Source organism: Paenibacillus maysiensis, from assembly GCF_000520815.1.
Lineage (GTDB): Bacteria > Bacillota > Bacilli > Paenibacillales > Paenibacillaceae > Paenibacillus > Paenibacillus maysiensis.
This window is the reverse complement of the sequence record NZ_ASRY01000147.1, coordinates 1-19,468: the sequence shown is the minus strand read 5'-3', so window position 1 is coordinate 19,468 and position 19,468 is coordinate 1. Positions and strand designations below refer to the sequence as shown.

The window sequence follows — 19,468 nt, the reverse complement described above, 5'->3', positions numbered from 1 at the left end:
TAAGCTTTATACGCCTCAAAATTCTCCCTGAAACTTGCAGCCAAGCGTTCGGGATCGTCTACCTCGGACAGGCTGTTTTCAATATTCCCTACTTCTTCCTCGGACTTCTCCTGATGCATAATCGCAAGATCCGAAGCAGGAATGAGTACAAAATGATGCACTAGCTCCAAAAGTGAGCGGAAATTGTCCTGTGGACGAAAGCTCCAATCCTCTGGACGTATTTTACGGATCAGGGCTTCTCCTGTTCGTACTCCAGTCTCCAGCTCATTCAGCAAATGTTCCCGAATTTGTAGCGTTCCACTCATGCGCTCATCTCTCCTTCGTCATTCTTCTTCATGTTTTGAATATAATGGAAGCCTCAGGACGTGTATTGTAAAAATCGGACAACTTTCGAAAATCCCTTGCCGCAGTAAGCGGAGAATCGCCATAGAATCTGCGAAAATCACGGTTTAGATGGGCTTGATCAAAAAAGCTATACTCCAACGCAAGCTCCGTCCAATCCATGCATCATGAAGCCATCCCAGCCGCATACGAGCAAATCGACCAGCGCGTGTGGGAATGTAAAGGAGCCCTTACAGCTTGGTGCAACTGGAAAGAAGAGAAGGAAGTAGATGGTGCTCACATTACCTCCAAATTATGAACCGCCGGTTTGCCATTAACATTAGGGTATACTGGCTTGAATTTATGGCGTGAACGTAAGTTATAATAAATTTCATACAATTGGAGGTACACATGAATCTAAAAAGGATAAAATATTTTATAGATCTCGTTGAATGTAGAAACTTCACAGAAACAGCAAAGAAGAATTTTGTATCGCAAACTACGATTAGCCAACAAATTGCCGCACTTGAGAATGAGTTCAATATTCAGTTAATTGATAGAAAACAAATTCCGATTGAGCCCACCAAAGCGGGATGGCTGTTTTATGCAGAGGCCGTCGTGCTCTGGAAGCAATATAATCATATGAAAACAAGCATGGAAAATTTTCAAAAATATAATACCCAGCTATTGAGTATCGAATATGCTGCAATCACAGATATCCAAAGCTTGTTAAAATTAATTCCTTCATTTAAAGAAAATCATCCAAAGATTAAACTTGAATTAAATAAAGTATTGCTAAAGGATATCGCTGAGTATCTGCAAAAGGGAATACATGACGTGGCCGTTGCCTTTGACTCAGAGTTTAAAGGGAAAGAGGAAATCCTAACCCATACATTATATAGCGGACGATACTGCGCGGCTGTAAGTAAACAACATCCCCTCTTCTGTTTTGAATCCATCTCAAAGGAAGAATTATATAAGTATCCGCTTGTTATGCTGAATCCAATGGTTATTGGAGACTCCTACTATTTAATGATTCAACATGCCATGGAAGACGGTTACCAGCCCAACATCCTTAGAACCGCAGATGATGTCGAAACAAAGCTGTTTTATATCATTACAGAGAATTTAATTGGCTTTTTTCCAGATAACTATGATCTTGCTGACCTGAAAGAAGAGGTCCGACTCATTCCCATACATGGTTCACACCATACTTTTAAAATCGAAATCGGCTACTTAAAAAATAATTCAAATCCGGCCTTATACTCATTCCTGCAACAAATACAAAATTCGTTTTAGCAATAGCCCATAAGCTTTTTGTATTATACTTTGTTATTTTTTTCACATATTATATAAGTGTAGATCATTTCAGCAAGGAGTGACGGCGAGCATGGGTAAGTTATTATTAACGGGTGTGGATGGCAATCTGGGCAGACAAGCGGCTGAATATTTATTAAAATTAGTGGAAAAAGACCAAATTATTTTTTGCGCATTTGATCCGGCATCTTTACAAGAGTATGCAGAACAAGGTATTGAAACGCATCTGACCAATTTCAATAAAATAGACGGTCTTGCAGAAGCTTTTGCTAATGCAGATAAACTTGCTTTAATCTCCATGCCTTTTGTGGGGGTAAAACGCCAAAATGCACACAAAAACGTGGTCGATGCAGCGAAAGAAGCTGGAGTAAAACAAATCATCTATACTTCATTGGTTAACGCGGCTGATGAATCCAATCCAAGTGTTGAAAAACTGGACCATGTCTATACAGAAGATTATATTAAAAGCGTCGGGTTAGATTATATTTTCCTGCGTAATTCGCAATATGCGGAAGCCATGGTTACCAATTACTTCACCTATGTGAAGTCTGACGGAGTGTTGAAAAATAACCAGGGTGACGGCAAGATGGCCTATATCTCACGGAAAGATTGTGCAAAGGCTGTCGCTTATGCATTAGCAGCAAGCAATTATCATGAGGCGATATTAAATATAAATGGTCCTGAATTAATAACAATGTCCGACTTTATCGAGATTGGAAATGAAGTAACGGGTCATCATATTACCTACAAGCAGACCACGGATGAAGAAAACTACGCCATATTTGATGCAATGGGTGTTCCCAGAACAACGGATGGCAAATTTGCGGAGGACTCCGAAGCCCCCTTCTCTTCTGAAGGTATGGTTACCTTTGGACAAGCTATTCGCTTAGGGAAAATGGATATATTTACGGACGACTTCAAGAAGCTGACGGGTCAAGATCCCGTAACGGTGAAATATATGTTTGAACATGCGAATGAGTACCAAGTGGGGGAACGACACTCCAAAGATAATTAATCCAAGTCATGACAATGTTTGCGGAGAGATCGGAAGCTGATTCACATCCGATTTCTCCAATTGCGCTTTTGCTTACTTTAATATTCTCCTTTAATTACAAAAAATGAACCCCGAATTGTTCCAGCTAGTTTTGACTTCTGCCTAGCAAACTTAAACTTTCCTTCTAGCTCCTTTGGTACCTCCATCCCCTCAGAAAGCTTGAAACCAACGGCCCGCTTTTTAGGGTCATCAACCGTATACATGACGTTGACCTCAAGACCATCCTCATAAAAGACACAAGCAAATTTAATATTTTCCACTTGAAAACGTGACGTTTCTAAAGGTTTGGCCGCAAACTCAATATCACGCTCTTTCAAAATTCGGTTCACATAATCAAGGGTCTCCTGACTTTCACTAGCTGACACAACCGTAAATTCATGCTTGTATTTGTTCATAAAGTAACGGGCTTCATTAGCACGCAAACCAGCAAGCGCTTCTACTACAGGTGAAGACTCTAAGCCAACCGTAGACACATTATTAAAATCAACGATATAGGACATTTCCATCTCTCCTTTTATCTCATTATTTCCAAAAAACTTGCCGCTAATTATAGTACGGTTCTGCGCTCACAACTTGCTGGTACACTTCTCCCGCCATTATCACGTAGAAACTTATCTGTTGACATTTTATGGAGAATACTGTATATATTCAAAGTCAATACGAAAGACGGAAAAGGAGAATCTACGTTCGCCATGATAAGGAGCCTAGGGCAGACGAGTCTTTCCTACCGTTACGGTGGTCGAGTCGATGAGCAGCAGTTCCTGAGGAATCTGTAAAGTTCGCCGTTCGGCTCGTCTCGGCTTTGAAAAAGTTGGTGAAACCATGTTTTGAACACAGCAAAAGGAACCTCGGCGGCTTTCCCGGAGAAGGTAGAGTAATGAACCGTCGGCAAACCACTTAACGACGCTTGATCCACGCCGGAGCGATAGCCTTTCCACTGCTCAAGGCGGCTCTTTTTATCCTATTTTTAGTTAATCAACAGGCCTGGTATATTCTATTTACTTCCTGTAACTGTGGCCTTATACCCACCCCTAGCTTGTTACCCAACTTGCCTTTAACTTTCCTCCCCTTGTATCGTTCGATTTTCATCAAGCCGCATTTTATAAGACTCCCCCCATGCTTTCATAGACATAATGACCGGTTCCAAAGTCCTTCCGAAATCAGTAAGGGAGTATTCCACTTTTGGCGGAATCTCTTTATATATTTCTCGGTGAATGATGCCATCCCGTTCAAGCTCTCTTAACTGTAATGTGAGCATAAACTGCGTAATTTCCGGATTGAGGCGCCTAAATTCATTGAATCTTTTCGTTCCGTCCAGGAGCTGATAGAGAATGATTCCCTTCCACTTCCCACCAATAACATCCAGCGTTGTTTCAACCGGACATGCTTGCATATCCGGACTCGCTCCATATTTGTTTCTTCGGTCTCCCATCAGCTTATCTCCCTAAAGGTTTGATTTTTAATACTATATCATAAAAATATGCGTACTTACTTAAAGTAATCGAATTGATTTACAATGCAACTGTACAACATTTCCTATTTGAGAGGATGGATATCCATGAATACCAACCAAAAGATGAAAGCAGTCGGTGCTTACCGATACCTCCCAATATCCAATCCGGAAAGCCTTATTGATCTGCATTTGGATAAACCGGAACCTACGGGCCGTGATTTGCTTGTAAATGTAAAAGCAATCTCTGTCAACCCTGCAGACGTAGGCGTTCGCGAAAACCATAACTACGAAGCCGAATCACCGAAAATTCTTGGTTGGGATGCTGCTGGAATCGTAGAACAAGTTGGCCCTGACTGTCAATTGTTTAAACCTGGGGACAAGATCTATTATGCGGGCAGTGTGTCTCGACCAGGTAGTAATAGTGAATTTCACTTGGTTGATGAACGAATTGTAGGAAATATGCCGAAAAGTTTGGATTTCGCAGCCGCAGCCGCATTACCGCTTACCTCGATAACTGCATGGGAGGGCCTATTTGATCGTTTAGGAATTAGCCTAAACGCAAATGAAAACAAAAGTATACTTATTATCGGTGCAGCAGGAGGAGTAGGGTCGATTGCTATTCAACTTGCCAAATTAGCAGGTTTGACTGTCATCGGTACTGCTTCGCGTCCAGAGTCAACTCAATGGGTTAAAAGTCTAGGTGCGGATTTTATAATAAACCACAACAACCCTTTTCAACCTCAGCTCAAGGAAGTTGGTCTAGACACCGTAGATTATATCTTTTGCTTGAATGATACTGTACAACATCTAGCGAATATGGCGGAGGTCATTACCCCTCAAGGTATAATTTGCTGTATCGTTCCTGCAGATAAGGCTACCTGGGCAGGAAGCCTGAAAATGGACTTGCTGTTTTCTAAAAGTGTAACGTTTGTATGGGAGTTCATGTTTACACGGTCCTTGTTTCATACCAAAGACATGATTAAACAACACGAATTACTGAATGACCTGGCGGACTTAATTGATGATGGAAAATTAAAAACTACGCTAAACGAACGACTAGAACCCATTAATGCAGCAAACCTACGTTTAGCACATGAGAAGTTGGAAACTGGACGGTCCATTGGAAAAATTGTTTTAGAAAACTTCTGATACTACGAAGAAGGCGCGTTCGGTTCCAAAAAGTGGTAATGTGTATAGACAAGACTAAGGCCCCCTATGGGGCCTCAGGCTGTCGAGAAAGTCTCTACAGCCTATTTTATGTTGATTTTATTTAAGACGACACCGCGTTAATGTTGTAAAATATAGGTAACTTCGTATAGAACGGACGGTGCTCGTATGCTGCGATCTCATCGAGACAAACAACAATCCTTTGAATTAGTTTCTCTGGAAGAACTGGTACCCCAAGATCATTTGCTTCGCAAAGTGGATAAATATATAGACTTCTCCTTTATTCATGAGAAGGTAAGCCCGCTATATTGTGCAGACAATGGGCGCCCTGCCATTGATCCTACCGTGTTGTTTAAAATGATTTTTCTCGGTTATTTCTATGGCATTCGCTCAGAACGGCAACTCAAGCGAGAAATTCAAACGAACCTGGCTTATCGCTGGTTTCTGGGGCTGGGCTTAACCGATAAAGTTCCAGACCATACGACGATAAGCTGGAACCGCCGCACACGCTTCAAAGACACCACAATCTTTCAAGATATCTTCGATGAAATGGTGCTGCAGGCGATCTCTCACCGAATGGTGGGCGGGCGTGTTCTCATCACCGATTCTACACACGTCAAAGCCAATGCCAATAAACACCAGTACACCAAAGAGCAAGTATTGCAGAATACCAAAGACTATATGGATGAGCTTAATGCAGCAGTAAAAGAGGACCGGACAGCGGCTATATGATCCGTGATGGCAAGCCCGAAGGCTTTTTTTATCTGGACCACCGTACGGTGGATATGAAGTACAATGTGATTACGGATGTGCATGTGACACCGGGGAATGTACATGATTCCGTCCCCTATTTGTCCCGTTTGGACCGCCAGAGAGCGCGTTTTGGTTTTCAAGTAGAAGCTGTTGCACTAAATTCCGGTTATTTAACGACGCCGATTTGCCGAGGTTTGCAAAACCGAAAGATTTTTGCCGTGATTGCTCACCGAAGATTCCATCTCAGACAAGGCCTGTTTCCGAAATGGAAGTTTGAATACGATGCCAAACGCAATGTGTATATATGCCCAGCCAAACAGGAGCTGCCCTACCGAACGACGGATCGTAAGGGATACCGACAGTATGCGTCTGATCCAGCTCAGTGCCAGCAATGCCCACTACTGGGCCAGTGCACCCAGTCTCGAAACCAGCGCAAAGTGGTGACTCGGCATGTCTGGGAAGACAGCAAAGAGTGGGTACGGAGCAACCGGCTGAGTCCATCCGGGAAACCAGCTGTACCGCAAACGAAAAAAGACGATTGAGCGAAGCTTCGCGGATGCCAAAGATCTCATGGGTTTCGCTATTGCCGTTTGTGCGGACTTCTGAACGTCAGGGAACAAGCCCTCATGACGGCAGCTGTGCAGAACATGAAGAAGATGGCGATCCGCCTGGATCGCCTGGAAAAACAGGGGTAACCCCCCGTTTTTCCAGATACCAGACCCTTATGATGTAAAGAAAAAGAAACCCACGTCTCAAAAAGATGGGGTTTCTCGACAATCTGAGACCCCTTATGGGGCCTTTTTGTGTACAACGGTATGGTGCGGGCGAGACAAAATATTGCCAAACTTTGTAAAAAAATTGCCGTCACTTATGATGCGGTTCTCCGTGCTGTCTGTAACGGCAAGATTTAGGACCATCCTTTTGCGGGATGGCCCATTCTTTGATCTCGCATCTTTTTTGCAAATAGAACAAGTGGATGGAATTCTCTAATTGCGCTTCTGCCTAATTTAGTATTCTCCTTTAATTACAAAAAACGATCCCCGAATTGTTCCAGCTAGTTTTGACTTCTGCCTAGCAAACTTAAACTTTCCTTCTAGCTCCTTTGGTACCTCCATCCCCTCAGAAAGCTTGAAACCAACGGCCCGCTTTTTAGGGTCATCAACCGTATACATGACGTTGACCTCAAGACCATCCTCATAAAAGACACAAGCAAATTTAATATTTTCCACTTGAAAACGTGACGTTTCTAAAGGTTTGGCCGCAAACTCAATATCACGCTCTTTCAAAATTCGGTTCATATAATCAAGGGTCTCCTGACTTTCACTAGCTGGCTCAACCCTAAATTCATGCTTGTATTTGTTCATAAAGTAACGGGCTTCATTAGCACGCAAACCAGCAAGCGCTTCTACTACAGGTGAAGACTCTAAGCCAACCGTAGACACATTATTAAAATCAACGATATAGGACATTTCCATCTCTCCTTTTATCTCATTATTTCCAAAAAAACTTGCCGCTACTCAATAGTCTCAAATCTACTAACGGGATCATTTCTGCCTAAATGTTTATTTTTGAGAATCAAGAATAAACATAGATGCATCATGTCCCATGAATATTTTACTTCCGTTAAAAAAAGTTTTGGACTGAATATCTCTGTATCCTATTTTAGTCATAATGTCAGTCAGCTCTTCTTGACTAAATCCGTTATGAACTATATCTGAAACTACTTTTTCATTTTTATTAAAATCTACGATTAATAAATGTCCTCCTTCATTTAGAACATCAAATAATCTTGATAAAACGAATTCAACATCATGAATATGGAGTAGAACCTGAGCCATAAAAATATAGTCAGTATGCAAATCCGATAGACCTTCCTTTTCAAAATCAAAGCATAATGTATCTGCATTCTGAATATTAAAATCGAAAATTTTTTGCTTTATTTGATTAATCATGTTTTGTGAAGTATCCAGAAAAAGCATAGAATTAAAATCGTTTAACAAGTTCATTCCGACAAGGCCCGTTCCACACCCAAAATCAACAGCATTCTTACTATTAGCGTCAACTACATATTCACGAATGGCATCAGATGATGCCTTTGCAATTTGAATTCTTTCAGAAGTGTCATATATATTAGCTATCATTTCAAACTTATCCGTATTTCCCATGATTTCCTCTCCAATCTGTATTAATAAAATCCTGAATATAACAATATAGAATGATATTCTATCGAAGCATTTGCATTTACTCCACATTCTTATTCGGTTCGTGCTTATGGAAAACAAAATCTATGTATGAATGGAGGAGACAACCTTGGGCTGGTTCATGTACACCTTCCTCACGATTCGTTTTTGTCGAAATAATCAACTGGCAAATGCAATTCTCGCAAACAGCCGATAAACTTTTCTCTAAATTTCAGATCGCTTTTATATTCCGGCCATACCGCCTTATAGTAAGGCAGCAACTTCTCATGTGGAATAATGCCCCAGTATAAAATCGAGTTATTCAGCACCTGTGGGCCGCCCCCCATCAACATCTGTTCAATGATCTGCCAGCTTCCCAGCTTGTTTTCGCAACTGCGCGCGGCATAGATGGCAGTGGTTTGCATTTTCGGGTCGGCGTGACACAAGAAAGGCGCAAAGTTCTGGAGAGTAATCGCACCGTAATCTTCCAAGATATACCCTGCATAACGCAACGTTTCCGGGTCGTCAATCCTGTCAAGCCTTTGCAAGATCACCGGAATAAATTCCGTTAAATTCACAGTTTTACTGGAAGCATGCAGAATCTTTAAAGCTTGCAGAAAACCCTCATGCCCATCCGATTGCAACAGCTCCAGAAGATATTTTCTACCCGCGTCAAAAGAAGTCTTGCAGATTAGCCAAATTGCTGTGGTCCGATTTTTTGGGCTTTGCTCCGCAATATTTTTCAAAAAACCAAGGGTTGGCTGAGAGATTTTCTTAAACTTGAACATTCCATCAAGCGCTTTTGCTTGGATTTCTTCGTTTGGAGCGCTCTGATAAATCTGGATCAGCGCATTCTCATCACCTGGCATTCGACTGCCAAACCACCCGATATCATAATCCAGAATAATTTCATCCAGCCAGCGCTCGTACCAGTCCAGAAAGCTGTCTTCATAGACAAAGAAAAAGGGATGATCGGGATGAAAATCGGAGGTGTACACAATTTTCCCCCTGTATTTCCCTTCAAGTACGAGATACATGTCGTATTCGCAGCCTTGTGTGCCTATGCACAACATGCCGCCCAACACCTTATTACAGGTGTCGTCGTATTCCTCATCGGGAATGTCCTCATCCTTGGTCAGGGGCTCAATCAGATGGTTCCATTCCTCTATGGTCATCCCGGGATGCAGAACGGATTTTGCAAGGAGTGCCTGGCGTTCAGTATAGGAAGTTGCCTTTTCAATCGGATAAATTCCATAATAGGGTCCGGCGCCTCCGTTGCCGACTTTCGTTAAAAACTGAGCGTAAGGCTCAGGAAGTGTGACCTGATTGTGGGCTTGCCAGTCTGCCAGCTCTTTTGCTGTAAGCTTTTCATTAACCCTGTATTGATGTGAGGATGCTCCAAACACCGAGAAATCCGCGTCTTTGCGCATGGCTTGACTCAGTTTGTTTTTTATTCGATCCAGTTGCGTTTCTTTCTTCCCAAACCACATATTTGAACCCTCCTGTTGACTATAGCCAGGTTTCCTTTGTTTGCTTATCCAGCAATTTCATTATTTTTTCTATGGGTTCTACCTCTTTAAAATGATATGTATCTTTAAGTAAGTTTTTACCAGTATACAACCGGTGCAGTAAATTATGAAAGACAGAAAAGGAGGACCTGCATGCACAGAGTGATCAAAATCAAATTTACGCTCTTTTACGGTGAAGCGCCTGAAGCAAAATGTTACGGGTACATGGAGTTGAATCAGGATGGCAATATGATCGCGCTCTACAATAGGTACGGTGAGGGAATAGACATGTATGGCCAACATGAATTTGTTAGGATACGGACACTTGGCAAATTTGATGACGAAGACCGTGATCATTTTTATTCCTTGTTAGAAAGTGATGGTGTGGGCTAGCCCCCTTTGACCACTTAAAAGGGGCTTAAAGTCCGCAGGTATACGATTATTCGTTATCCGGCGTGGCCGGACCGGCCGGGGGCATCAAGCCTTGAACGGCGCCGAGAAACGGGCGAATGGACTTGATCATGCCGTAGCCCATCTTCACGACCGGGACAAATTTCTGGATCATGCCGAACAGCCGCAGGCCGCCGCCGAGCATACCGCCAAGCCCGCTCAGGCCGCCAAACAGTGAGCCCATCATCGGCAGGAATGCAGACACCTTGGCGTCCGGCTTGCGGGAGCGCAAACGGCCAGACGGTTTACGCGCGCCGCTTCTCCGGTTGCCGAGACGGACGCCCGGGGCATGCGCACCAGCTCTGCGTTTGAGAGATCGGGAGTCTTGCTTCCCGGAAGAAGCATGTGGGGGAGCTCCAGCAGCACCGGCAAGTATTAACCCGCCGCGATTAACGTCGGTGATGTAGCCGACGTAAGTCTCTCCGCTGTGCAGGGTAACGTAGACAGGACGGCCCTGAAACTTCTTAGCCCGTGCACGCATCTCTTTCGATTGTGCCATGAAAGTTCACCTCGCTCACTGATTATAATTCAGTTTACGCCAGGGGCGGGCTGCCTGCTTGTGCGAATGGGGCATGCGCACGCCAAAAATCGCTTGATGGGCTCGTCGTCACCGGGGCTTTAGCCTGCTCCAAACGTTGGAAGCAAAACTAGCCGTGCCGTTAGTTCGACTGGTTGTTTTGTTCTTTTTCACATTCATGCAACACTTCAAAATATCGAACTCAGTGTCATTCCATATTCCGTGATCTTATAACAGACTTTAGGCGGTATTTCTGAATATACCGTCCGGTCAACGAGACTGTCAGTAACCAATTCTTTCAACGCTACTGACAGCACCTTATCTAGACGTGCAATGCAATATTCTCCCTATCTTCATGCTTTTTAGACATAAAATACAAAACCTCCATGAGTCTTTGCACCGAACTAGGTAGAATATATTTAAGTGCTTTTCATTGTGGGTAACGAATTTGCATTCCTATCACTTATGATACGGTTCTGCATAACATTTGTTGTGCGAAATTCTTGTACCATGCGTAAATAATTTAATCATTCGTTATGAACGAAGGGCTTGGTTTGAATATCCATAAACTGTACAATAATAAATATAATAAGGATTTAATTTAACGAGGTGAATACGATGTTAGAGGCACTTCCTCAAGACCTCACTCCGTTCTTTTGGGATGTACATATCGAGCAGCCAGAACCGACCATTCACAGCCGCTTTATCATCGAGAGGCTTCTTAATGAAGGGGACCACCGTACCTTGCAGTGGCTTTTTTCCACATATAGCATGAATGAGATCCTTCAAGCAGTGCGAAGCAGCCGCAATCTGTCACGCAAAACAGCACGGTACTGGCAGCTTTATTTTAACCTCAAGGAGGAGGATATGCGTTGTTTTGGGTCGTCATTGACCCGACCAGACAATCTGTTCTAAAACAAATCCTCGAATCCGATGCGGTACCTGGGAGCTATCTTGCAGGAGGAACAGCCTTGTTGCTCGGGCATCGGGAATCCATCGACTTTGATTGGTTCACGCCCAATCCCTTTTCACCGGAACAAATTGAGAGCAGCCTTTCCCCAAGAGGGCAGCTAATGATTTCTGAAACTAAGCCGAACACCTTCCACGGTATATTTAATGGTGTTCAGGTTACGTGGCTCCATTACCCCCGTCCACTTTTGGATGACCTGATCGTATTGATTGATCTGCCTCAGTTTAAAATGGCCTCTCTGTTGGATATCGGTGTCATGAAATTAATTGCAGCCAGTCAACAGGGAGCAAAAAAAAAGACTTTACTGACTTATATACCCTTGAACAACACGGTGTTCCGGTAACCTCACTCATCTCCCGGCTTGACGATAAATTTCCGGGGAGCTCTGTCAATTACTATTACATCGTCAAAAGCTTGGTCTTCTTCGAAGATGCCGATGGGGACCTATGCCTCGGATGCTTCACTCCATAGAGTGGGGAGCTATCAATGAATATTTTATCCGTTTGCAAAAAACCGCTATTAGATTTTATAGCAGCCTTTTAATTTTGACGTTCAATATAGGTTCAATCTAAAAATCAGCCAGAGGTAAGTGATACCGATTGTATTCGACTAAAATACCGGCTATGTAGCATTCACGATTACATGTATAATAGTGTCTACGCTGATAGGACTCTGTATCGCCAAAGGCTTGTGATTTCAGAGTTAGATGGTATCCTAAAGTGGTAATATCGGAATATATCCCAATATTTGTATTTTATCAATTTGATGAATGGAAAAGTCTTTCATTCTAATTTATGGACGAGTTTGCGTCTATTAATATCTCAGCAACATTCGCAGAAGAAGCAAGTCTTCTAGAGGATACAAGCACTCCGGTTCTTGATAGTTTTAAACTTGAGGATATAGCTCTTGAAATGGAGACAATCTTGTAACACTCTGCCTGGTCTGGTTCAGTTGCTACAAACAACATATGAACCTTTGGGAGTTCTTTCAGGCGCTTCCAAAAGTATATCTTTTCCTGAGCGCTGAGCGTGTTAATAGAGTAGAACTATATACCGAGGAGCATTTGTTGAGTGTAGCCCCTTCAACTGAAATACTTACATTTCTGTAAAAAACCTTTGTCTTGCGATAATGAATCGCAAACAAAGGCTTTTACGTCTACATTAATTCGATCCTAGTGTCTCCTTCAGTTTGAGTTGAAGCATCAGACCAACCGCTATCAATGCAGCAAAGATGTAAAGGGATTGTACAATAAAATCACCAAAGGCATTCATAGCTACCACAAATAATATGCCAGAAATGGAGCCAGAAATCATAATGATGCTTTGTGAAATGGTCTCGGGAGCTGGGAATGTAATTTCTGCAGCGTATTGATAGCCAAGTGCCCCGGTTCCGGCAGCTAACCCCAGCAGGACACAAGCTACGACCACAAGTGTAAAGCTTGATGCGACATTCAACAGCACCAGTCCCGGAATAAACAATAGAGAACCTAAAAATAAAGCGGGCTTTCTTTTTCTCATTTTATCCGAAACAACTGCCCAGATAAAGGTGCCTATCATCGCCACAACAAGCAAAACACCGCCCATTAATCCAATAACCCCCATTCCCAATTGATGGGGACGAAGAATTTGCTCAATGCAGGTGGACACGGCATTGTAGACGCCTGTCCCGATAAAGAACGTATAAATTAATATAACAGCACTCGGCGTTTTGAAACAGTGCCTAAGCCCTTCCCTGAAGCTGAGACGCACATCATCCCCCTCCAGACAGGGCGGTGTTGGCGGTTTATCACGCATAAATACGAGAAATATAATTGAAATAACCAATGAGATCAAACCGTATATCCAAAGCAAGCTGGGAATGCCCTCATTTTGCGCTATAACGGAAGAAAAGCTCATTGCCACACCCATGCCTATAAATTGAGAAAAGGTTATTACTCCGCTAACCGTTGTCCTCTCCCTCGCCGGAAACCAGACTGCACATACACGCGTAGCCGAGGTCACAATAAACGGCTGGGCCACTGCAATGAACATTGAGGTATAGAAAACAACTGTAAAATCATTGGCATACATTCCTTTTACAACACTAAATATACCAACAAGCACTGCGCCAAAACCGATTCCCTTGTACAAGCCAAGCTTATTGATGAGATAAGCGGCTGGTAAGCTGAGAATGACCAAAAGCAGCATAAACAAGATGGAAATCTGATTAATGCTAAAATCGGAAACTTGATAAAACTTAGCTGCCTCTCCAGTTATGGAGGCAAAGGTCAAATAGTGTAGCTCTACAGAAACACACAGGAGCGAAACTACAGCAAGAATGACCCATCGATAGCGGTACGTGATAAAATCCCCGGACTCCTGTGGTGACACTGCCGGAGTCGCATCCACATCTCTATTTTCCATAGTTGGCCTCTTCCTCTGTTTTTTATACATAAAAAACTCCACTCCCTAGTGAAAAACAAAAGCATCTGCCAGCGGCTCGGTGCTGCAGTAGATGCTTTTGTAAAAAAACTGATTACACCTGCTCGCACATACACACAAGAGCTATTAATCCACTCTCAGCTTGTAAGGCTCCTTGATGCTAACAACATCCTTTACAATAAAGAACTTTCCAGGAATGGTAGGCAGGATGGAGCAAGGCATATACATATCCGGCCGATACCGTAACGTGATCCAGGCAAACAACCCTTGCCAGTTATGAGAGGTTCCCGGCATATTAGCCAAAATACCTCCAATGGAATAATCAGCACGGCTCATTAAGCCCGTCGATACAGAGTTGGCTCTCGCAGAGACTGCCGTAAAGTTACTCTTAAAGCCCATACAGGAGTTTTCCTCAAATGTCATCCAGTCGACTTTACCAGCAATGCGGTAGTCCTCCTTCAAGTAATCATCCATATTGTCATAGGCATCCGCCCATGCCGAATCATTAAAAGCAAAATGTCCCGGCCAGCCTACGGAATAGACCAACACAATTTTGCCGCCCTCCTCTTGAAGTTTTCTCATCTTCTCGGCATAGCTAGGCAGCCCTTCTACCGTTGCATAATTTCTTTGATTTTCAGGTACGGTATATTCGCCGAGCGGATTGTAGAACACATCAATAATCGCCTGATTGAATACATTCTGATCATTTCCATCCATATCCGACCAGTCATCCATTGAAAATCCATACACATGATCACACTTTATTTTCCATTGTCTGATAAAATAAACACACCATCTGTATTGCCCGGTAGGACTGATAGGGAACAGAAAACCGATCTTTTGCCCGTTCTCCTTGGCTTTTTTGATCGCCTTTGCCATTTCATAACCGATTTTGATATGCACCTCCTCAAACCAGTCGGCAGGCTCTACCTCGAACCCATCATGCCAGAAATCCTGTCTGTCCAGCGCTTCTTCCCATGATTGACCTACAATGCTTTGAATTCGTTCCAGATCCCATTTCTCATGAAACGCATGCTCAAGGTCCGAACCCTTTATCGTTGAAAGCAAATCCAGTGTCATATTCGTTCACCCTTTATCTCATTATTTTTGATGCCTTCCTGTCCAAATTACCGCTCTTCATGTCCCACATCTGCCAATTCCACCGGATAGAAGAATTTGCCCGGTACAGTCGGAATAAAGGAAGACGGAATCCACATATCCGGCCCATAGCGCAAGGTGGCCCATAACGCGATGCCTTGCCAGGAATGAAAAATATCATTACCAATTTTATACAAACGATCACAGCCGCCAATCATATAGTCGCTTTTCAAAATCAGCCCCAGTCCTACTGTATTAGCCAGCGCCGGTACCGCCGTAAAATCACTGCGGAATGTTGTCATAGCGTACGTAATGACAGTCAATGGATGAAGCATTCCGGCAATTTTGTATGGAATCTCTTTATAGGCCTGCAACGAATCCATGCCTTCAGCCCAATGAGGCTCCCAAAAACCAATATTAAAGTCACGGCCAATGCCATATACAGTGACAAGCTTGCCTCCACCCTGTTGAATTTCTGATATTTTTTGTTCATACAATGGCAGTTGCTCGGGCGTTGCTGAAAATCTCTGCTGCTCAGGAACCGTATGCTCACCCAGCAGTTCATAAAAATGCTCATTTAATGCATCGCTGAACATGCAAGATGGCTGTCCTGCAGCATCTGACCAGTCCTCCATGCCAAAGCTATATACATGATCGCAATAAACGCCCCAGTCCTTCAGAAAATACACTGTCCATTGATACTGCCCTAGTGGATATCCCGTCAGCAGCAAAGCAATCTTTTGATTCAGATCTTTGGCCGTTTTGATCTGCATGGCAAGCTCAAAGCCAACCTTGACTCTCCAGTCGTTAACCTCGCTGTAGGAAGGATCAAGCGGTTCCACGCAAAAATCCTGATGCCAGAAATGTTGTCTTTCTTTCGCTTCATCTGGTGTGTGACTGCAGCATTGCGCCAGCTTTTGAATGTCCCAGCCCTTTGGATAAAAGTGCTCCACCAGGGAATCCTTAATTGTTGTATACAGGTTTGCTTCCATCGACCTATCACCCTTTCAATGATTTGAAATTTACAACGTTTTGCTGCATCTTTTACGTTGTCTTGACACCCTTAGTGTACAATCGTTGCTACTACGGAGCATTGACGAAAACAGAATCAGGCCTGCAAATAGTGACAGGAACAGACTTATTCCTCACAATACTCACGTAGAAAGTCAACAAATATAACATTAAAGAAGTAATAAACAAAAAAACTCGGAATCCTATTAACTAGAATTCCGAGTTAGCAAAACCACCTTACCTAAACCTGGCCCTGAACTCACGTGGAGTCTCTCCATTTTTTTCTTTAAAAAGCTGATAAAAGTGTGTTTTATTCTCAAATCCGATAGAGGTAATAATTTTCGATATGCTTTCATCCGTATATTTCAACATTCTTTCCGCCTTAGATACCTTGACTGTACGAATATACGCTCGAAGACTCATACCACTGTGCTTTTTCACAATTCGATTGATATGGTCACCACAGTAACCAATTTGCTGCTCCAGATACTGTCGCGTAGGACGTCCGGAACTTTGTTCAATACATCTTGTAATTTGATTAAATAAATATTCTTTAGATTGGGTATTCAATACATGATGATGAATGGCATACCTTTCTGGATAGTCCACAAAATTCGAAAATAATCGAACCACCAGTGCACGCACCATCTGGGTTTGTCCATGCGTTCGCTTGCTTAGTTCCTTGTCAAGCATTTTTATCAGGGTATTAATTTCATCATATTCACAGCCACTGTCGCTCAGCGGAATGAACTCCATATATTGCAATATATAATCTGCGATTTTAGTTTCCTCTACCGATGCAAATTGGAACAACTCGGGCGATGTTTTGTGAATCAGATTATACTGAAAGGACTCTCTCGAATATTCTCTCGATATACATAACTGAACAAGGGTACAGCTTGTACGATATCGAATGCTGTGATGAATGTTTTTATTCAAAATGCAAACCTGCCCTTTTTTATAGGTACTTCTCCGCCCCTCTATACAATGCTCAAATGCCCCATCTAAAACATAAATAAGCTCTGTGTAATTATGACTATGCATAACCGGAATAGTATCGGTCATTACGGCAGCTTGCCTGTCTATCTTCTTTTCAAATTGATAACGCCCTCTGGCTCCAATGAAGGAGCGTGACAAATTCTGCTCTTCACTGCTATACGATGTGAGGATCAGACAAAGCGGAGCCTCCAAAACAGACTTCATGTAATTTGTTCGACTAATGAGTCTAATATTGCTGTTATCGCTTTGCAAATCATCCTCATATGCCAGCTTCTCAAGGACCGACGTGCTTTTCTTGCAGTTATCTGCCACCTCGACGCTATCTGACAAATTAATGACCTCCCTCAGCTATATTTGACCATTCGCTACACCATGCCAATCATACAGCAATATAATCTGATATGTTAGCATATCTCACACAAATAATCTATTTATCTATTTTTTCCAAAAAAGCCTTTGCCTCACGATGTTGCATCGTGGACGAAGGCCTCCCACTTATATAATGCTTAGCGAAACATAACAAAATCAAGTTTCTGTTCTTTCAAATTGGCAATATTCTCTGGTAGCTCTCCAACAGTCTGCTTCTTTTCGTACAAAACATAAATGACACCAGAGGGCTACAGCTTCTTGAAATAGTTAATGATATCCAACGCCTTGTCCGTCTTCCAGTCTTCCCGATCCCGGTTCCACATCAGCGAATTCATATTCATCTCTCCCAACGTTGCATCAAGCTCGTCGTTGATAGCGCCATATGGCGGACGAAACACCGCCACCTGGCCCCGAATAACGCTTCCCAACTCGTCGTTTGATTTGCGAATATTATCCATCTGTTTGGCGGTATCCTGACAAGCCAGATTACGTTACCAATGGCCATTCCTTGCTCGGAAGCATAAAAAGCCCCTCCGCATGCTTCCTCACTTGTTTGCCAACAAACAGAATGGTACCCGCCGCTTCATTATCTTTCAATATATTAACAATTTGCTTGGTATATTCTGATGGGCTATCATCGAAAGTAAAAAAGTTATGCCCTATCCGGCAGTCAAGAGATGATAGCATGTGGCTTCAGGCGGTGTTATAACTCAATGTCAAAAGTAGGCAGACAAATCATAGAGGAGGATTTCAAAGATAGCGAAGTACGAATATGCAAGGTGTTAGTACGGCGGGGCAGTTCAAGCATGGACGGGTAGGCAACTGATTAATCGCGACATTCGCATTCATATTCTCAACATTGGCATTATGGATACGACTCTTGCTTAGAATATATCAGGCAAACCAGAAAGGTGAGAACATGTTTAAGCACCATGTTGGCCCGACCAAGAGCCTACAAGATCTGAAAGAAGCACTAGAGCGTTGATATTTAGCGACGAGCAATATGAGCATTCGAGGAATTTGAAATTTCGTAGGTACCGTTCCGCCCAACCAAATCCCTACTGGATACCAGTCGACTTTATTGAAGAAGCACCCGACCACCAAGACTTGATTAGAAACGCTATTAAACAGCTGAGCTCTTTAAATCAAACTGACCCAGTAGCATTAAAAGAGAAATAATGAGTCAAGATACATTTGTTGATAATTAAACTTAATACAATTCAAGATATTTTCAATTCCATTGACGAATTTAACCCATAGCAAAGTTCTAATTGCTGATTCAAAAAATTTCGCCCTACTTATGATACGGTTCCCCCCGATTAATCTTCACCGCTCGATAAATCTGTTTCACCAGCACCAATCGCATCAGTTGATGCGGCAAGGTCATCCTTCCGAAGCTCAGCTTTTGCTGGGCGCGACGGAGGACTTCGTCAGAAAAACCATGACTACCGCCAATGACGAAGACGACATGGCTAGTACCGTAGGTGCCAAGCTTGTCCAATTCCTCCGCTAGCTCTTCCGAGCTCCAGAGTTTACCGTCGATGGCAAGCACAATGACATGTGCTTCACTCTTTACATGGGCAAGGATACGCTCACCCTCTCGCTCCTTGACCTGTCGGACCTCCGCTTCGCTCAGTGTGTCGGGAGCCTTTTCGTCCGCTACCTCGATCATTTGGAACTTGACTCGCGCAGGGATTCAAACAATGCTGTACATCTCTTAAACGACCACCTGCTCAAAGCAGGTGGATTTTGACATCAATGTCGACGACTAAAACTCGTCCTCAATCTTGAAAATTTCGTTCTTTTCCTCTGTGAACTGATTCGCGATATAGCTCCGAAGCATTTCTTCCGTCACGCTTCCCACCGTAACGTTTCAATCCA

General features: G+C 43.0%; 19 protein-coding genes and 4 pseudogenes. 7 read left to right on the top strand and 16 right to left on the bottom strand.

Annotated features, from left to right (window positions below):
- Together L696_RS0109390 and L696_RS29395 are read right to left on the bottom strand one after the other, a co-directional pair.
- Positions 1–305, bottom strand: a pseudogene (locus tag L696_RS0109390) (DinB family protein); the annotation flags it as partial.
- A gap of 28 nt (positions 306–333) precedes the next feature.
- Positions 334–504: pseudogene (locus L696_RS29395) on the bottom strand (helix-turn-helix domain-containing protein); the annotation flags it as partial.
- Between the two features lie 228 nt (positions 505–732).
- Here L696_RS29395 and L696_RS0109380 point away from each other — a divergent pair.
- Both L696_RS0109380 and L696_RS0109375 read left to right on the top strand, forming a co-directional pair.
- Positions 733–1,620, top strand: coding sequence for a LysR family transcriptional regulator (locus tag L696_RS0109380; protein ID WP_049827321.1), 888 nt, complete (start codon positions 733–735; stop codon positions 1,618–1,620).
- Positions 1,621–1,711: 91 nt separating this feature from the next.
- Positions 1,712–2,653: an NAD(P)H-binding protein gene (locus tag L696_RS0109375; RefSeq protein ID WP_025683418.1), complete on the top strand. Its 942-nt coding sequence runs from the start codon at positions 1,712–1,714 to the stop codon at positions 2,651–2,653.
- Between the two features lie 77 nt (positions 2,654–2,730).
- Here L696_RS0109375 and L696_RS0109370 read toward each other — a convergent pair whose 3' ends face one another.
- Positions 2,731–3,192 carry a hypothetical protein gene (locus tag L696_RS0109370; protein WP_025683417.1) on the bottom strand — a complete coding sequence of 154 codons (462 nt, stop codon included), beginning with the start codon at positions 3,190–3,192 and terminating at the stop codon, positions 2,731–2,733.
- A gap of 554 nt (positions 3,193–3,746) precedes the next feature.
- Positions 3,747–4,124: a winged helix-turn-helix transcriptional regulator gene (locus L696_RS0109365; RefSeq protein WP_025683416.1), complete on the bottom strand. Its 378-nt coding sequence runs from the start codon at positions 4,122–4,124 to the stop codon at positions 3,747–3,749.
- Positions 4,125–4,250: 126 nt separating this feature from the next.
- On the opposite strand from L696_RS0109365, the gene L696_RS0109360 reads away from it, so the two are divergent.
- Both L696_RS0109360 and L696_RS0109355 read left to right on the top strand, forming a co-directional pair.
- The gene (locus tag L696_RS0109360; protein WP_025683415.1) at positions 4,251–5,294 is read left to right on the top strand and encodes a zinc-binding alcohol dehydrogenase family protein; all 1,044 of its coding nucleotides are present in this window, start codon (positions 4,251–4,253) and stop codon (positions 5,292–5,294) included.
- A gap of 186 nt (positions 5,295–5,480) precedes the next feature.
- Positions 5,481–6,760, top strand: a pseudogene (locus tag L696_RS0109355) (transposase).
- A gap of 312 nt (positions 6,761–7,072) precedes the next feature.
- Here the strand turns inward: L696_RS0109355 and L696_RS0109350 are convergent.
- The 3 genes from L696_RS0109350 to L696_RS0109340 form a co-directional block, all read right to left on the bottom strand.
- Positions 7,073–7,534 (bottom strand): hypothetical protein, encoded by a 462-nt coding sequence (locus tag L696_RS0109350; protein ID WP_025683414.1) that lies wholly within the window; start codon positions 7,532–7,534, stop codon positions 7,073–7,075.
- 93 nt (positions 7,535–7,627) lie between these two features.
- Positions 7,628–8,230, bottom strand: a complete 603-nt coding sequence (locus L696_RS0109345) for a class I SAM-dependent methyltransferase (RefSeq protein ID WP_025683413.1) — start codon at positions 8,228–8,230, stop codon at positions 7,628–7,630.
- Positions 8,231–8,400: 170 nt separating this feature from the next.
- On the bottom strand, positions 8,401–9,735 hold the full coding sequence (locus tag L696_RS0109340) for an SMI1/KNR4 family protein (RefSeq protein ID WP_025683412.1): 1,335 nt from the start codon (positions 9,733–9,735) through the stop codon (positions 8,401–8,403).
- 171 nt (positions 9,736–9,906) lie between these two features.
- Between L696_RS0109340 and L696_RS0109335 the strand changes: the two genes are divergently transcribed.
- Positions 9,907–10,146 (top strand): hypothetical protein, encoded by a 240-nt coding sequence (locus L696_RS0109335; protein ID WP_025683411.1) that lies wholly within the window; start codon positions 9,907–9,909, stop codon positions 10,144–10,146.
- A 46-nt stretch (positions 10,147–10,192) separates the two neighbouring features.
- Here L696_RS0109335 and L696_RS0109330 read toward each other — a convergent pair whose 3' ends face one another.
- Positions 10,193–10,702, bottom strand: coding sequence for a hypothetical protein (locus L696_RS0109330; RefSeq protein ID WP_025683410.1), 510 nt, complete (start codon positions 10,700–10,702; stop codon positions 10,193–10,195).
- Positions 10,703–10,908: 206 nt separating this feature from the next.
- Complete coding sequence (locus L696_RS29390; RefSeq protein WP_425339308.1) at positions 10,909–11,037, bottom strand: winged helix-turn-helix transcriptional regulator; 129 nt, start codon at positions 11,035–11,037, stop codon at positions 10,909–10,911.
- 301 nt (positions 11,038–11,338) lie between these two features.
- On the opposite strand from L696_RS29390, the gene L696_RS29385 reads away from it, so the two are divergent.
- Together L696_RS29385 and L696_RS0109325 are read left to right on the top strand one after the other, a co-directional pair.
- Complete coding sequence (locus L696_RS29385) at positions 11,339–11,635, top strand: DUF6922 domain-containing protein (protein WP_155985349.1); 297 nt, start codon at positions 11,339–11,341, stop codon at positions 11,633–11,635.
- The gene (locus tag L696_RS0109325; RefSeq protein WP_049827320.1) at positions 11,593–12,033 is read left to right on the top strand and encodes a hypothetical protein; all 441 of its coding nucleotides are present in this window, start codon (positions 11,593–11,595) and stop codon (positions 12,031–12,033) included. Before L696_RS29385 ends, L696_RS0109325 begins: the two co-directional genes overlap by 43 nt.
- Before the next feature lie 817 nt (positions 12,034–12,850).
- Here the strand turns inward: L696_RS0109325 and L696_RS0109320 are convergent.
- The 7 genes and pseudogenes from L696_RS0109320 to rlmH form a co-directional block, all read right to left on the bottom strand.
- Positions 12,851–14,092: an MFS transporter gene (locus L696_RS0109320; protein WP_025683409.1), complete on the bottom strand. Its 1,242-nt coding sequence runs from the start codon at positions 14,090–14,092 to the stop codon at positions 12,851–12,853.
- 144 nt (positions 14,093–14,236) lie between these two features.
- Complete coding sequence (locus L696_RS0109315; protein WP_025683408.1) at positions 14,237–15,190, bottom strand: hypothetical protein; 954 nt, start codon at positions 15,188–15,190, stop codon at positions 14,237–14,239.
- A gap of 47 nt (positions 15,191–15,237) precedes the next feature.
- Complete coding sequence (locus L696_RS0109310; RefSeq protein WP_025683407.1) at positions 15,238–16,200, bottom strand: sugar phosphate isomerase family; 963 nt, start codon at positions 16,198–16,200, stop codon at positions 15,238–15,240.
- 256 nt (positions 16,201–16,456) lie between these two features.
- Complete coding sequence (locus tag L696_RS0109305) at positions 16,457–17,548, bottom strand: AraC family transcriptional regulator (RefSeq protein WP_025683406.1); 1,092 nt, start codon at positions 17,546–17,548, stop codon at positions 16,457–16,459.
- 287 nt (positions 17,549–17,835) lie between these two features.
- On the bottom strand, positions 17,836–18,045 hold the full coding sequence (locus L696_RS0109300) for a polysaccharide deacetylase family protein (RefSeq protein WP_025683405.1): 210 nt from the start codon (positions 18,043–18,045) through the stop codon (positions 17,836–17,838).
- A 28-nt stretch (positions 18,046–18,073) separates the two neighbouring features.
- Complete coding sequence (locus L696_RS32670) at positions 18,074–18,274, bottom strand: polysaccharide deacetylase family protein (RefSeq protein ID WP_155985348.1); 201 nt, start codon at positions 18,272–18,274, stop codon at positions 18,074–18,076.
- A gap of 607 nt (positions 18,275–18,881) precedes the next feature.
- Positions 18,882–19,271, bottom strand: a pseudogene (gene rlmH / locus L696_RS0109295) (23S rRNA (pseudouridine(1915)-N(3))-methyltransferase RlmH); the annotation flags it as partial.
- Positions 19,272–19,468 lie beyond the last annotated feature (197 nt).